The organism is Aeromonas sp. HMWF017 (assembly GCF_003061465.1).
In the GTDB taxonomy this organism is placed as follows: Bacteria; Pseudomonadota; Gammaproteobacteria; order Enterobacterales; family Aeromonadaceae; genus Aeromonas; species Aeromonas veronii.
The window spans coordinates 9,412-23,215 of sequence record NZ_QAJD01000122.1; the positions used below are offsets into that span (position 1 = coordinate 9,412).

At 56.9% G+C, this 13,804-nt stretch carries 16 protein-coding genes and 1 pseudogene; 9 read left to right on the top strand and 8 right to left on the bottom strand.

The genetic code is table 11. The features are described from left to right. Positions 1 to 179: 179 nt before the first annotated feature. From csgH to DBR30_RS11815, 7 genes are all read right to left on the bottom strand, one after another. Positions 180 to 470 (bottom strand): curli-like amyloid fiber formation chaperone CsgH, encoded by a 291-nt coding sequence (gene csgH / locus DBR30_RS11785; RefSeq protein ID WP_258224408.1) that lies wholly within the window; start codon positions 468 to 470, stop codon positions 180 to 182. Positions 471 to 604: 134 nt separating this feature from the next. Next, complete coding sequence (locus DBR30_RS11790; protein ID WP_108539370.1) at positions 605 to 2,194, bottom strand: curlin; 1,590 nt, start codon at positions 2,192 to 2,194, stop codon at positions 605 to 607. Between the two features lie 34 nt (positions 2,195 to 2,228). Further along, positions 2,229 to 2,750, bottom strand: coding sequence for a curlin (locus DBR30_RS11795; RefSeq protein ID WP_108539373.1), 522 nt, complete (start codon positions 2,748 to 2,750; stop codon positions 2,229 to 2,231). 186 nt (positions 2,751 to 2,936) lie between these two features. After that, a complete protein-coding gene (locus tag DBR30_RS11800; RefSeq protein WP_005355003.1) occupies positions 2,937 to 3,776 on the bottom strand; it encodes a CsgG/HfaB family protein in 840 nt (279 codons plus the stop codon). Between the two features lie 7 nt (positions 3,777 to 3,783). Next, on the bottom strand, positions 3,784 to 4,185 hold the full coding sequence (locus DBR30_RS11805; RefSeq protein WP_019445195.1) for a curli assembly protein CsgF: 402 nt from the start codon (positions 4,183 to 4,185) through the stop codon (positions 3,784 to 3,786). Between the two features lie 11 nt (positions 4,186 to 4,196). Further along, positions 4,197 to 4,583: a curli production assembly/transport protein CsgE gene (locus tag DBR30_RS11810; RefSeq protein ID WP_258224409.1), complete on the bottom strand. Its 387-nt coding sequence runs from the start codon at positions 4,581 to 4,583 to the stop codon at positions 4,197 to 4,199. A gap of 56 nt (positions 4,584 to 4,639) precedes the next feature. Beyond that, positions 4,640 to 5,287 carry a LuxR C-terminal-related transcriptional regulator gene (locus DBR30_RS11815; RefSeq protein WP_108539379.1) on the bottom strand — a complete coding sequence of 216 codons (648 nt, stop codon included), beginning with the start codon at positions 5,285 to 5,287 and terminating at the stop codon, positions 4,640 to 4,642. 426 nt (positions 5,288 to 5,713) lie between these two features. Here DBR30_RS11815 and DBR30_RS11820 point away from each other — a divergent pair, with 426 nt between their 5' ends. Then, positions 5,714 to 6,301 carry a single-stranded DNA-binding protein gene (locus DBR30_RS11820; RefSeq protein WP_005340181.1) on the top strand — a complete coding sequence of 196 codons (588 nt, stop codon included), beginning with the start codon at positions 5,714 to 5,716 and terminating at the stop codon, positions 6,299 to 6,301. 149 nt (positions 6,302 to 6,450) lie between these two features. After that, a complete protein-coding gene (locus DBR30_RS11825) occupies positions 6,451 to 7,194 on the top strand; it encodes a substrate-binding periplasmic protein (protein ID WP_108539382.1) in 744 nt (247 codons plus the stop codon). A gap of 72 nt (positions 7,195 to 7,266) precedes the next feature. Here DBR30_RS11825 and DBR30_RS22125 read toward each other — a convergent pair whose 3' ends face one another. Continuing rightward, the gene (locus tag DBR30_RS22125) at positions 7,267 to 7,392 is read right to left on the bottom strand and encodes a hypothetical protein (RefSeq protein WP_019445191.1); all 126 of its coding nucleotides are present in this window, start codon (positions 7,390 to 7,392) and stop codon (positions 7,267 to 7,269) included. Between the two features lie 461 nt (positions 7,393 to 7,853). Between DBR30_RS22125 and DBR30_RS11835 the strand changes: the two genes are divergently transcribed. The 7 genes and pseudogenes from DBR30_RS11835 to DBR30_RS22130 form a co-directional block, all read left to right on the top strand. Continuing rightward, positions 7,854 to 8,756 carry a cation diffusion facilitator family transporter gene (locus DBR30_RS11835; RefSeq protein WP_108539385.1) on the top strand — a complete coding sequence of 301 codons (903 nt, stop codon included), beginning with the start codon at positions 7,854 to 7,856 and terminating at the stop codon, positions 8,754 to 8,756. A 146-nt stretch (positions 8,757 to 8,902) separates the two neighbouring features. Further along, positions 8,903 to 9,187: a DUF3811 domain-containing protein gene (yjbD, locus tag DBR30_RS11840; RefSeq protein WP_005340165.1), complete on the top strand. Its 285-nt coding sequence runs from the start codon at positions 8,903 to 8,905 to the stop codon at positions 9,185 to 9,187. Positions 9,188 to 9,782: 595 nt separating this feature from the next. Beyond that, complete coding sequence (gene cspE, locus DBR30_RS11845; RefSeq protein WP_005316548.1) at positions 9,783 to 9,995, top strand: transcription antiterminator/RNA stability regulator CspE; 213 nt, start codon at positions 9,783 to 9,785, stop codon at positions 9,993 to 9,995. A 305-nt stretch (positions 9,996 to 10,300) separates the two neighbouring features. Further along, a complete protein-coding gene (locus DBR30_RS11850; protein ID WP_005340164.1) occupies positions 10,301 to 11,659 on the top strand; it encodes an NCS2 family permease in 1,359 nt (452 codons plus the stop codon). A gap of 238 nt (positions 11,660 to 11,897) precedes the next feature. Continuing rightward, a complete protein-coding gene (dhaK, locus tag DBR30_RS11855; protein ID WP_108539388.1) occupies positions 11,898 to 12,968 on the top strand; it encodes a dihydroxyacetone kinase subunit DhaK in 1,071 nt (356 codons plus the stop codon). 9 nt (positions 12,969 to 12,977) lie between these two features. Beyond that, the gene (gene dhaL / locus DBR30_RS11860; RefSeq protein ID WP_108539390.1) at positions 12,978 to 13,607 is read left to right on the top strand and encodes a dihydroxyacetone kinase subunit DhaL; all 630 of its coding nucleotides are present in this window, start codon (positions 12,978 to 12,980) and stop codon (positions 13,605 to 13,607) included. A 1-nt stretch (position 13,608) separates the two neighbouring features. After that, a pseudogene (locus DBR30_RS22130) lies at positions 13,609 to 13,804 on the top strand (dihydroxyacetone kinase phosphoryl donor subunit DhaM); the annotation flags it as partial.

Sequence of the window (13,804 nt, forward strand, 5' to 3'; positions counted from 1 at the left end):
GGTGACCACGATCAGCTTGTCGCGGGGCAGGGTCAGATTGATGTTCTTGAGGTTGTGGGTGCGAGCACCCCGGACCACGATCTTTTCCATCTTGTTGCACGCTCGATACAGAAACCTGAGCGAGTCAGTATGGCATAGAGACTACTGGATGAATAGACAGTCATGAGATGAAATGCGCATCATCCGGCGCACGCCATCTGCTCTTTTTTCTCCACCAGCAGCCGCTCGTTTTGCCATATCCGGGCGGTGACCTCGACCCGATAGGGGCAACGCAAACCCAGCCCTATTTTGCCAACCGCCATGACCACTCCAGCCTGCAGCGACAGATTACGGCTCTGGCGCTGAGTCGTGCTCCCGGCGGCCCCTTCGCCATGCACCAGCAACCTGACACTCGCCGTCAAGTCGCGCTTGCTGAGCAGCGTCGGTGCAAGTGACAGCCCCTGTTCGCTCTGCACCATATTGAGGGACAAGCGGATCGACGGATCGGGTTCTATCTCGCTTTCCCTTGCAGTTGCTGATGAAGGAACGCGATAAACCAGCATCAACCCACAGAGCAGCACCAATAAAAGAGGGGCCCGCAGGCCCCTGAATCCGGAGATGACCATCAGTTGCTACCAGCCCCTTGATAGACATAGGCCATGTTATCGCTGCCATAGACAGTCACATTGGCAGTGTTGAGGCTGTCGGTTTGTGCTACGTCGACTTCATTATTGCCACCGCCCATGCCGCCATTGACGTAAACGTTGGCCACGTGTTTTTCACCGAACTGGCTCACGGTGAGCGTGTTGTCGCTACCCAGATAGGATTCGACCTTGGCATTGTTCAGCTCGCCATCCTGGGTCACTTTGACCACAGAGTCAGAGTGAGACGCATCGGCATAAGCCCAGTTGTCAGTGCCTTTCTGAGCCACGACCAGCTTGTTGTCCGAGCCCCAGGTCCAGGCTCCTTTGCCCTCAACGCCACGCGCGGCGGCAACCTGGTTGCCAGTGCCGTTCTGGTCAATATCGACCTTGTTGCGACTACCTTCCTCTTGCACTGCATTGGCATAGTTGTCGCTACCCAACTGATCGATGGTGACAGACCCACCCACGCTGGTGGCCAGCTGATCAACCACTGCCTGGTTATTGCTGCCATTCTGAGTGACCTGTGCAGTGTTGCCAGACCCCTGCTGGTTGGTATCGGCCTGGTTGCCATTACCCAGTTGAGTCACGACCGCCGTTTCACCAGTGCCGCTCTGTCTGGCGTTAGCGATGTTCTCGTTACCATTCTGGGTGATGGTCAACAGATCCTCAGAACCTCTCTGCTCAGAGTCGATCTGGTTACGACTCCCGGTCTGGGTCAGAAGGGCGGTTTCACCGGAACCAGCCTGCTTGGCCAGCAGGTTGTTCCCTTGTCCGGCGGTCGCACCAGACTGCTGGGCTGTCACGCTGCCAGCGGTCCCGCTTTGCTCCACCGTTGCAACGTTGGCCAGCCCCAGCTGAGTGACCTCGGCAGTGTTGTCATTGCCACTTTGCTTGACGACCGCAGAGGTGCCCTCGTTTGCGCCGTAACCGAAGTTGCTTGTACGTTGTGCGACTAAGGCCGTGTTATTGCCACCCTCTTGAGCCACGCTGGCAACGGCACCATCGGATTCGCGTTGATCGACATCCGCAATATGCCCACCTTCTCCTGACTGGGTAATGGTCGCGCTGGCATAATCAGACCAGTAGTTATTGATCTGCGCGCTGTTACCATCCGCTTGCTGCTCAATCACTGAAATGGCGCCGTTACCATCATCCTGTTTAATGAGAGCATTATTACTGTCACCGAGCTGGCTCACCTGGGCCGTTGCCTCACCGTTGTAGTACTGCTGGGTAATCGAGGCCTTGTTCAGCTGCCCGTTGGTATCAATGGTCGCAGTCGATTTATTGGTCACCCCCAGCTGCAATACCTCCCCTTCGTTCTGGCCACCGGCTTGCTTGATATCAGCAGTGGAAGCACCGGTATTGCGCTGCTCGGTCGAGGCGAGGTTGTCGTTACCCTGTTGATAGATCGCTGCCTTGTTAGCCGTGCTCTCCTCGACCTGCTGGATGTACGCCAGGTTGCCGCTGGAGAATTGAGCCTGAGTCACCTCAGCCTGATTGCCAGTAGATGCCGCCCAAGCGGTGCTGGTCGCCAGAAGAACTGCCGAGGCAATGATGGTACGTTTAAACATGATTTCCCTCTCGTGCTAATGGTTGAGCCTAGGCTCAGTTGGTTTGAACGACATTTACTTGCTGATTGGCTCCCGTCTGAATAACGGTTGCCGCCAATCCGTTACCGTTTTGCTCGATGCTGGCCTGATTGCCATCACCCAGCTGGATCGCCCGGGCCTGATTGTCTGCCCCTTGCTGACTGATCCAGGCTTCATTGCCGCTGCCTTGTTGCAGCAGCCAAATCCGGTTATTGATGCCCGCCTGATAGAGCTCGGCGCTATTGCCCTCGCCCAGTTGCGCACCATTGACCCAGTTCTCATCTCCCACCTGGGAGAGCGCCAACTCATTGGCCCTGCCCTGTTGCAGCAAACGCGCCTGATTCAGCTCCCCTTGCTGGGTGAGGTGCAGTTGCTGCTCGCTACCGAATTGCCACAACAACGCCTGATTCCCATCGTTCTGCAGACCGGAATCCAGCTCGCTTGCCATCGCCAGCTCGTCGAAGACGGCAGGCTCTGCGGCAAGTTGCGGGGCGCCCGATATCAGCAGAAAAAAGAGAGCACTCAACAGGTGTTTCATCGCGCCATCGCCTTGTTGGAAAACGCCCACAGTATCCCTGTCAGACCAGAGGTGGCCTATCAGGCACTCCGCTGATTCGAGGATGAAATGCGCCGCCCTGTCGCTGAGCAGAAAGTCTTAATTCGTATTCGATGGAGGCCAAAAAAATGCCCTCCACCAGGGAGAGCATTGTGCGAGCGGGAAAACTCAAAGTAGCGGGGCATTGTCTTGCAGGTACTCCTGCAGGATCGGATTGTCGATATCCCGCTGGTCGGCCAGTTGCCACAGATTGTCTCGCACGCCATTGGCTATTAGCCGGATCACCCCGGACTCGATAGCCGACATGACACACATCTGTACCGGTTCATTGGTGCTGAAACCGGCCTCGGCCTCCAGCAGGCGCTTGTACTCGACGAAGCGGAATACCCCGGCCTGCACCTGTTGCGACAGTACTGTCTTGGAAGTGGTGACACTATTCAGGATCCGGCCTGAACGGATATCGACGGCGCGCAGATTGACCGTCACCTGATCGACCCGGTACTCCCCGCTGGCGCCGATGCCAAAATACTTGGCCCCCGCCCCGCCGGTTCGCACATTGCTGTCATAGGCGACGATCCCCCCCTCGATCAGGATGTTGGCGGCAACCAGAGAGGGCAGTTGATTGGCATTGTTGCCGGGAACGTTGGGCTTGTTCTGGGCCGCCCGCACAATCTTGCGTTCGGTCAGCAGGTTCTGCAGCCCTTCCCGCTCCAGCGGCACAAACCATTGAGAGTCCCACAAGGCCGTGCTCAGCATGGCCACCCCACCCTGGGTGACCGCCGTGGAGAAGTTGGACGCCGGTGCGGGCAGGTACTGACCGGTCTGATCGCGAAAATCGTAGACGGCCGCGACAATTTTCCCTTTTGGCTTGGGCAGACTGATCAGCTCCTTGTAAGAGACGGATCGCGGCATCAGGGTTGCCTTCTCATCAGCAACGGGAGAGCCGATATGGGTCGCACAGCCAGCCAGCGCAAGCAGGGGCACTATCAATAACAGTTGTCGTTTCATCGCGCCCTCAATCGGCAATCAGGCCATTCACTTCGATCATGGTGGTCTGGTTGGTCACCCGGTCGGTGATCGAAACCACCAAGGTGCCATCTTCATCCACCACATTGATGGCAAAATCATCGGTCACCAGACTGCCGCTCTGGCTGCCATCCTTGCCGATATCGGCCAGCAGCTGGCTGATCAGGCGGGATTGCAGATTGGAGGTCAGGCGATCCAGCGCCGAGGTGCCGCTGCTACCGCTGCCACTGGCGGGATCCTTGTAATCATTCTGCGCATTGGCGGTGCCAAGCAGATGACTGCTGTTGAGAGGGTTACCCCCAAAGCTGGGGTTGACGGGGCGATAGACAAGCTCCGACGCATGGAGCGTTGGCGCTATCAGTGCAGCAACTAGCCATAACCGGGCACGCATGAAAAATATCCTTATAGTTCATCATGTTCCAAATCGAAGGTATCCATGAACAGGGTCGCTATCTTCTGCTGTTCGAGGGTCTGCCTGACCTGTGACCAAGCCAGTTTGGCGCTCTGCTCCTGCTGATTGCGGCCGGGAGAGAGTGCGGTTTTAAAAATCACCTTCCGGTTATGGGTGATCCAGATCAGGCTGCCCCAGCGAGCTGTCGGGCGCTCATGAATCGTCAGATTTTCTCTGGCATCCGGGTCTTCATCGCTGCGCAACCGGGTAAATTCGTTATAAAAGCCCTGACCGAAGCGGGTAAAAGTGCGATCCAGCACCAGACCATCCACATCCAGCCGATCACTCTCCTGCTCCGGCTGCACCGACTCCAGCGGTGCATCGGCCTCGCCCGCCACAACGGTCGTGCAGCCCCAAAGCAGCGCGAGGCAACACGCAAGAGAGAGCGCTTTCATCAGTGAGAGTCCGAAGCATCGAGATACTCTTTGGCCCAGCTCACCGCCTGGATCCGGTTCTTCACATTCAGCTTTTTAAAGACGTTATAGAGGTGGGATTTGACGGTGTGCTCGCTGACAAACAGGCTGTCGGCGATCTCGACATTGGAGGCGCCCGTCATCAGATAACGGATGATCTCCTGCTCTCTGGCTGTCAGCAGGGTGTCGTTACGCAGCAGGTAGCTATTGCCCTGACGATAGTATTCGACCAGCTCGCACAGCAGGTGGCGCGGCATCCAGTACTCGCCCAGCAGGATTTTCTGCAACCCGGCAACCAGTCTGTCGAGCGGATCCTGACGGAAAAACAGACCGCAGATCTGCGGCCACATCAGCAACAGGTCGCGATCCGTCGCAGTGGGAGCATTGAGCAGCACAGTGGTCGCCATGCCAAAGCGTTCGGAGATCGCCCGGTTCCAGCCCAATGACTGGCCGGAGCGGATATAGTCGAGATCGATGAGAAACAGCGTGCCGTCACACTGGTTATCTAGCTGATTAATCTCGTGGATTAGCTGGACGGGACGGCTCAAATGAGAGATGAGGTATGCAGCAAATGTGCTGGCCTGCACATTATTTTCAGTGACCAGTGCGATCGGGCATGCGGCTTTCATTGTGTGCTCTTCCTTGAACCTGTAAACCACCTAATCTGGCCGACTGAGTCTACCAAGGAGGTATGGGAGCACAATATTAAAAAAGTATGAGAATGGATCTCATAAATATCGTAACCATATGTTTTTAGTCGATTTAAAAACCGATTCCAATTCGCCAATCTGCCAGCATAACAGGAATATATGGCAGAAATGTGATGCCGGACGCGCCCAAAACAGCTGCAACCCGACCATCACTACAGCAGGAGCCAACAGTTACCTTTGGCGCATCAAGCCGGTTAAGGATGCTGCCAATCCGCTTCGCAACTGTTACTATGACCGTCACATGCGTCTGCGGGACATTGCGCCCCGCACACAGCAACTAATCAGGTATCTAGTCGTGTTGGACCAGGTTTCGACCTGGCCGGTAAATAAGGTGGAAGAGAGATTATGGCCAGTCGAGGCATCAATAAAGTCATTCTGATCGGTAACCTCGGGCAAGACCCGGAAGTACGCTACATGCCGAGTGGCGGTGCTGTGACCAACATTACTCTGGCTACCTCCGAAACCTGGCGCGACAAGCAGACCGGTGAGCAGAAAGAGCGTACCGAATGGCACCGCGTCGTCTTCATGGGCAAGTTGGCCGAAGTGGCTGGCGAATACCTGAAGAAGGGCTCCCAGGTCTATGTGGAAGGCAAACTGCAGACCCGCAAATGGCAAGATCAGAGCGGCCAGGAGCGCTACACCACTGAAGTGCTGGTCGACAGCTTCACTGGCGTGATGCAGATGCTGGGTGGCCGTCCGCAAGGCGGTCAGGGTATGGGCCAGAACATGGGTGGCCAATCCCAGGGTAACTGGGGTCAGCCACAGCAGAGCATGCCTGCCCAGCAGCCGATGAATCAGCAGCGCCCGGCACCGGCTCCGCAGCAGAACATGCAGCCGCAAGGCGGTTATGGCCGTCCTGCCCAGCAGCCGCAATCTGCGCCGCCGGTATATAACGAGCCGCCGATGGATTTCGACGACGATATCCCGTTCTAAGAACAGAATATTGAAAAGGCCCTGATAACTCAGGGTCTTTTTTTATGCACTCAGGCTGAACCTCTCAGCCCGAAAGGGATATAACGCTTTTTGGTTGCCTCCCCTACAGTGATGGATATTCTCCACAGGAACGCTTTGTGAAAAGTGCAATGAAACTGCTCACCCCTTTATTGCTAATGCTGACCAGCATGTTCTCCGGCCAGTTGCAGGCAAAGCCACTCAAGGTCGGGGTCAGCTTTGCCATCCCCCCTTATGTCATCGAAAGTAATCAGCGTGGCATTGAGCTGGATCTGCTGAAAGAGGCGTTCGCTGGCAGCGGCTATGAGCCCAGCTTTGAATTTCTGCCACTGGAGCGTACCTTCCGCCTGTTCGAGTCAGGAAAGCTGGATGCCATCATCAACGTCAGACCCGGTATGGTTGATCCTCACGTTCTGACCCAGCCCGTTATCACCTTCCATAACCGGATCTTCACCCTGCGCAGCACCCACATCAATACTCTGGACGACCTGCATTCAAAACGGGTCACAGCCTTTCAACGGGCAAGGATCATTCTAGGGGGCGCGTTCGCCACCATGGCCAACCAGAATCCCCACTATGAGGAGGTAGCCAAGCAGCAGGTGCAGGTGCACCAACTGATGCGCGGCAGGGTCGATGCAGTCGTACTGGAGGAGCGGGTGTTCTACTACTACCTCGACCAGCTGATCGCCACCTCCCAGGCAGGCGAGCACTACGAGCGCAATCAGGTCAGGCAAGCAGACCTCTTCCCGCCCACTGTCTATCATTTTGCCTTCCGAGCGGCCGATGCCCGCAATCTGTTTGATAAGCGCCTTGAGGCGATGCGTCAGGATGGTCGTTATCACCAGATTTTCGCGGCTTACGGCGCCACCCCGTGAGCCACAAACATAAAAGCCAGCCGGTAAGGGCTGGCTTTGTACTGGCTCCGAAGGAACAGCAGTAGGGGAGCGTTACTTCATTGCGCTGCCGTTTTTCAGTTCTGCTTTCTGACGTTTGGCTTCGCGTTTCTCTTTCAGTGACATCTGCGGTTTTTTCTTGGCATCTTTGCCGTTGTGATGTTCTTTGTTACTCATCATCAAACTCCAAAAATGTTACCCAGACAGTTGGTTCCTCATGGGAGCCAGCATGTCATCCGAATCATCAACTTCAGTACGCTTGGTGGGATGGTACAAGACCATCACCAGACCCAGCATACCCTCCAGCGGCATCCGGATCCAGCCTCATTCTCGTCCAAAAAATGTCGCGCACAGCCCCCTGAGCGCAGAGGCCAAAGGACCTCGACAGGAAAGACCAAAAAAGAGTAATTCGCATTATTAAATGTTGTCACGCTTATATTAAGCCATCGTTACCTAGATATTTTCACGGATAAATATAAATCCCTCTCATTATTTATTGCCGCTCAAGAGGCCACCATTTTAATAAGCATTCGCAATATCACCGGAAACATCAGGTTACAACACCGAATAGGTTATTTCCGGTCAGCCGGATATAATGCGCGCCGCACCGAAATATCCGTTTTTATTCAGGAAGCTGTGACATGAACAGAAAAACCAGAGCCGCCATGGTGTCGGTCTGCTCCAATATCAGTCTGATCATCATCAAAATGGTGGCCGGTTTCGCCAGCGGCTCGGTCAGTATCATCTCGGAGGCGATCCACTCCGCCATGGATCTGGTAGCGGCCCTGATCGCCCTGTTCGCGGTGAAAAAGTCCGATCTCCCGCCTGATGAGCGCCACCCCTATGGCCACGACAAGATTGAAAATGTCTCCGGTGTCATCGAAGCACTGCTTATCTTGCTGGCCGCGGGCTGGATCATCTTCGAAGCCGTCGACAAGCTGATCACCCCCAGCCCGATCGAAAGCATTGGCTGGGGCGTGCTGGTGATGGTGATCTCGGCGCTGGTCAACAGCGGCGTCTCTGCCTACCTCTACAAGGTGGCCCGAGAGGAGGAGTCGGTCGCCCTGGCGGCCGATGCGCTCCATCTCAAGGCTGATGTGCTCACTTCAGCCGGTGTCGCCGTCGGTCTTGGCGGTATATGGCTGGCCGGTCTGTTCGGCCATTCACTCGCCATCCTCGACCCGCTGGTCGCCATTGCGGTCGCCATCTTTATTGTCAGAGAGGCGATCAGCATGCTCAACGAGGCCTTCCAGCCGCTGATCGACCAGAGCATGAGCCCGGAAGAGCTGGCGATGACCAGCCGCATCATCACCGAATGCTGTCCGAGCGTCAGCGGTTTCCACGACCTGCGCAGTCGCCGTGCCGGTCGTCGTCGTCATATCGACTTTCACCTCACCCTGCCCCCGGAGATGAGCATCGGCGAAGCCCACGATATCTGTGATCGCATCGAGCACGCCATCATGGCGCAGTTGCCCCACGCCATCGTGCTGATCCACGTCGAACCGGAGGAGCAAGAGATGCCCTCACCGCTCGCCATAAATTGAAATGTGGCAAACAGGCGGGAAAGTGGCAGCGAAATAACGGAAAGTTGGCACAAACCCGCATTTTTACTGCCGGAAAGCCGATTGCATAAGAAGTGATCGGCACAACTGTGTTAGGGTGTCTAACCACCCTGCCGCAGGAGCGCGCCGTGAAAAAGCTGGAAATGAAAGATCTGACCGAGGCCGAAAAAGCCGAGATAGCCTTGTTATTGCAAAAGGCACAAGCCAATGCAGACCACCAGCTGACCAACGGAGAGCGGAACAAGATCCGCGAAGAGGGTCGCCTGAAAATTGTGGCGGACCGCGCCGAAGCGGCCAAGGCTGCCTCCAAGCTGGCTCGCGAGAAAGCCAAAGAGCGCGCCAAGAATCAGGTACTGCCGGAAACCTTCAGCTGGATTGATTCGGTCAGCAACAAGTTTCGCAGCAAGCGCTGATCCCTTCTTGCAAAACGCCCGCTGGCACTTGGTGCCAGCGGGCGTTTGCATGTCTGGGCGATGCTCGATGAGCCAGATTTGGCGCCGCCATTGATTTGCAGCTCAGTTGCTAATCGCAGCAGCAGAGAAGTGATTTACATCGTGAGTTAGAGAGAACGCCAACTGACAATCCCCAACGATCGCCAGCTTTTCATTTTTTCTCATATTTTTTGCCAGAACTGGCTACATAGTCAGGACAAAAAAGCCGAATCCGGCTTGCCACAGGGTGATATGAGTCCTCATGGGTTTCCCTATACCCTTGAAATGCATCATGTTTACTATAAAAAATGATATTTTTGGCTGTTACAAAACATTAATATCGAGATAAAGTTTGCTTTAAAAATGAGAGCGTGTTTTAATCTTTCCTGATGGTTCGGCAGTTCAGACCTGATTATGTTAGGCAGTCATTTTAGTAAAGCAGTGATTAGCATAAGCGTTATCCTCGGATAATTCTTATCAAATAATTCTCCTTCTTTAGTGCTCCCCATACGTATTGCTGACGAAAAATCAAAAATTGCCATTTAGGTGGCATTCAACACTATTTAAGGAAATTATTATGTCTAACAAAATGACTGGTACCGTTAAGTTCTTCAACGCTGAGAAAGGTTTTGGTTTCATCTCCCCGGCTGACGGCAGCAAAGACGTGTTCGTACACTTCTCCGCTATCCAGTCCACCAGCTTCAAAACCCTGGACGAAGGTCAGCGCGTTGAGTTCACCATCGAGCAAGGTCAGAAAGGCCCGGCTGCTGCCAACGTAGTTGGTCTGTAATTCAAGCCGGAGCATGCTGCTGATGGCTCATGCCAACTGCTGACAGCTCTGCAAGAATTTAAAAAAACCCGCTTAGGCGGGTTTTTTGTTTTTCCCCGCTTTTTCCTCACAGATCTCCCCTCGCCCGACTGCTTGATCCCTCCCTTACACCCTCTCACCGCTTGAGTCTTAGAATGAGCTCCGAATGGACTCAAAATGTAAAATAGTGACGAAAAAGTCAGGTTATCCGCTGTATTTGCCGCGAATTCTTGCTATTTTGCGCGCCACCAACGCAAACGATTTCCTTCACACTTTCAGGATTAGTTATGGCAAAGCAAGATATGGCCGCCCAAACAGGGACTGGCGGCTTTCTGGACTCTTATTTTTCCATTTCTGCGCGCGGCAGCAGCGTGCGTCAGGAGCTGGTCGCGGGGCTGACCACCTTCCTGGCGATGGTCTACAGCATCATAGTGGTGCCGAACATGCTGGGCGCTGCCGGCTTTGAGCAGGGCCCGGTGTTTGTGGCCACCTGTTTGATCGCCGCCTTCGGCTCCCTGCTAATGGGCCTGTGGGCCAAGCTGCCGATGGCTATCGGTTGCGCCATCTCCCTCACCGCCTTTACCGCCTTCAGTCTGGTGCTGGGTCAGGGGCTGAGCATTCCGGTCGCGCTGGGAGCCATCTTCCTGATGGGTGTGCTGTTTACCCTGATCAGCGTCACCGGCGTGCGCCAGTGGATCCTGGATAACCTCCCCTCTGGCATCGCTCACGGCACCGGCATCGGTATCGGTCTGTTCCTGCTGTTGATCGCCACCAACGGCGTCGGCATGGTGATCAAGAACGAAGGGGCTGGTCTGCCGGTTCAACTGGGTGAAGTGACCGCCTTCCCGGTGATCATGACGGTGCTGGGTCTGGCTGCCATCTTCGGTCTGGAGCGTCGCAAGGTGCCGGGCGGCATCCTGATGGTGATTATCGCCATCTCCATCCTCGGCCTCATCTTCGACCCGAAAGTGACCTGGCAGGGCTTCTTCGCCATGCCGAGCCTGACTGGCGAGAAGGGCTCGCTGGTAGGCAGCATGGATCTGCTGGGCGCCCTCAATCCGGTAGTCATTCCGACCGTACTGGCGCTGGTAATGACCGCCGTGTTTGACGCCACCGGCACCATCCGTGCCGTCGCTGGCCAAGCGGGCCTTATCAACGAGCGTGGCCACATCATCAGCGGTGGCAAGGCCCTGACTGCCGACTCCGTCAGCAGCATGGTGGCAGGCGCTGTTGGCGGTGCTCCGGCTGCCGTCTACATCGAATCCGCCGCAGGTACTGCTGCCGGCGGCAAGACCGGCCTGACCGCCGCGCTGGTTGGCGTGCTGTTCCTGCTGATGATCTTCCTCTCACCTCTGAGCTATCTTGTACCTGCTTACGCCACCGCACCGGCCCTGATGTACGTCGGTCTGCTGATGCTGGGCAACGTCACCAAGCTGGACTTCAGCGACTCGGTCGATGCGCTCTCCGGCATGCTGTGCGCCGTCTTTATCGTACTGACCTGCAACATCGTGACCGGCATCATGCTGGGCTTCGTGGCGCTGGTCGTTGGCCGCATCTTCGCTGCCGAGTGGAAGAAGCTGAACGTCGGCACCGTCATCATCGCCCTGGCGCTGGTGATCTTTTACGCCGGTGGCTGGGCCATCTAACCCGTCCACATATTCCGGTTATAGCGAAGGGCCCCGCAGGGCCCTTTTTCATGGCTGTGAGTCAGCTAACAGTTTCCCGCCTGTTTGCCCTGCGCCGTTTCAGATTGAAACACCGAGCCCCCTCCTGCTGTTTCAAATCCGAACCAAATCGCCCGTCATTTTTATCCCTTTTTCTGTCGTTAGACTGGCTCCATCAACCATTTGCCCACCCGTGCGGTGGCAAGCCAAGGAGTGAGCCATGAAGAAACTGATCAATGCCGTCGATGCCGTGGTCCGTGAACAACTGATGGGGATGGCAGCCGCCCACCCCGAGCTCAAGGTACGTATCGAACCCCACTACATCACCCGCGCCGACTCCCCCGTGATGGGCAAGGTGGCGCTGGTCTCCGGCGGTGGTAGCGGCCACGAGCCGATGCACGGCGGTCTGGTGGGCAAAGGGATGCTGGATGGCGCCTGCCCCGGCGAGATTTTTACCTCCCCGACGCCGGATCAGATGTACGAGTGCGGTCAGGCCGTTGATGGCGGCGCGGGCGTGCTGTTTCTGGTGAAGAACTACACCGGCGACGTGCTCAACTTCGAGACGGCGGTCGAGCTGCTGCACGGCGACGGCGTCAAGGTCGGCTTCTCGCTGATCGATGACGACGTGGCGGTCAAAGACAGCCTCTATACCGCCGGTCGCCGTGGTGTTGCCACGACCGTGCTGTGCGAAAAACTGGTAGGGGCCGCAGCCGAAGCGGGCTATGACCTGACCCGCTGCGAGGCGCTGGCCCGTCGCATCAACAACCAGAGCCGCACCATAGGCGTGGCCATGCATGCCTGCACCGTGCCTGCCGCTGGCAAGCCCTCCTTCACTCTGGCGGACAACGAGATGGAGTTTGGCGTGGGTATCCACGGTGAACCCGGCATCGAGCGCCGCCCCTTCACCGACCTCAATACCCTGGTGGACGACATGTTCAGCGAGCTGGCGGACAACACCCCCTATGGCCGCACCCTGCGCCACTGGGATCGCACCAGCGGCAGCTGGCAGGAAGAGCACACCTTTATCGAACCGCTGAATGCGGGCGATCGGGTTATCGCGCTGGTCAACAGCCTGGGCGGCACCCCCATCTCCGAGCTCTATGGCGTCTATGGTCGCCTCGCCACCCTGTGCGAGGAGGCGGGCATCCATCTGGTGCGCAACCTGATTGGCCCCTACTGCACCTCCCTCGACATGACCGGCATCTCCATCACCCTGCTCAAGGTGGATGACGAGCTGATGACCCTGTGGGATGCCCCCGTTCACACCCCCGCCCTGCGTCGCGGCTGCTAAGGAGAACCCATGTTAAGCAAGCATCACATCGTCAACTGGCTGCTCGACTGCGAACACATCTTTACCGAGCAGCGTGACTACCTCACCGCGCTGGATACCGACATCGGTGACGGTGACCACGGCCTCAACATGCAGCGCGGCTTTTCTAAAGTGGCCGAGAGGCTGCCCGCGGTGGCGGACAAGGATATCGGTCAGGTGCTGAAAACCACCGGCATGACCCTGCTCTCCTCAGTCGGCGGCGCCAGCGGCCCGCTATATGGCACCTTCTTTATCCGGGCCGCGGCCAGCACCGACGCCTGCCAGAGCCTGAGCCTCAGCCAGCTGTGCAAAATGTTGAGCGACGGGGTCGAGGGGATCGTCTCCCGCGGCCGTGCCGAGCCGGGCGACAAGACCATGTGCGACGCCTGGTGGCCGGCACTGGCCGCCCTGCAACAGGCACAGCAGCAAGATCTGCCGCTCAACGATGCGCTGGACAAGGCAGTGGCAGCCGCAGCAGCCGGTACCGAAGCGACCATCCAGATGCAGGCCCGCAAGGGGCGCGCCAGCTATCTTGGCGAGCGCAGCATCGGCCATCAGGATGCCGGGGCCACCTCGACCCTGCTGCTGCTGACCGCCCTGCGTGACAGAGCGAGGTTGTGACATGATCGGAATCGTAGCTGTCTCTCACAGCGCCATGCTGGCGGCCGGATTGAAAGCGCTGGCCGACCAGCTCGGCAGCCCGGCCAAGTTGCTGCTGGCGGCCGGGGTCGATGACCCCGACCACCCCATCGGCACAGATGCCATCGCCGTGATGAGTGCGATTGAAGAAGCGGACGACGGCAGCGGCGTGCTGGTGC

Bases quoted from the DNA above. Each gene is read 5' to 3' on its own strand.
- DBR30_RS22125 (WP_019445191.1), bottom strand. From the start codon at position 7,392: ATGATGAGTAACAAAGAACATCACAACGGCAAAGATGCCAAGAAAAAA.
- DBR30_RS11805 (WP_019445195.1), bottom strand. From the start codon at position 4,185: ATGCGTGCCCGGTTATGGCTAGTTGCTGCACTGATAGCGCCAACGCTC.
- DBR30_RS11850 (WP_005340164.1), top strand. From the start codon at position 10,301: ATGGCAAAGCAAGATATGGCCGCCCAAACAGGGACTGGCGGCTTTCTG.
- DBR30_RS11795 (WP_108539373.1), bottom strand. From the start codon at position 2,750: ATGAAACACCTGTTGAGTGCTCTCTTTTTTCTGCTGATATCGGGCGCC.
- DBR30_RS11835 (WP_108539385.1), top strand. From the start codon at position 7,854: ATGAACAGAAAAACCAGAGCCGCCATGGTGTCGGTCTGCTCCAATATC.
- dhaK (WP_108539388.1), top strand. From the start codon at position 11,898: ATGAAGAAACTGATCAATGCCGTCGATGCCGTGGTCCGTGAACAACTG.
- DBR30_RS11825 (WP_108539382.1), top strand. From the start codon at position 6,451: ATGAAACTGCTCACCCCTTTATTGCTAATGCTGACCAGCATGTTCTCC.
- DBR30_RS11820 (WP_005340181.1), top strand. From the start codon at position 5,714: ATGGCCAGTCGAGGCATCAATAAAGTCATTCTGATCGGTAACCTCGGG.
- DBR30_RS11815 (WP_108539379.1), bottom strand. From the start codon at position 5,287: ATGAAAGCCGCATGCCCGATCGCACTGGTCACTGAAAATAATGTGCAG.
- DBR30_RS11790 (WP_108539370.1), bottom strand. From the start codon at position 2,194: ATGTTTAAACGTACCATCATTGCCTCGGCAGTTCTTCTGGCGACCAGC.
- DBR30_RS11800 (WP_005355003.1), bottom strand. From the start codon at position 3,776: ATGAAACGACAACTGTTATTGATAGTGCCCCTGCTTGCGCTGGCTGGC.
- dhaL (WP_108539390.1), top strand. From the start codon at position 12,978: ATGTTAAGCAAGCATCACATCGTCAACTGGCTGCTCGACTGCGAACAC.
- cspE (WP_005316548.1), top strand. From the start codon at position 9,783: ATGTCTAACAAAATGACTGGTACCGTTAAGTTCTTCAACGCTGAGAAA.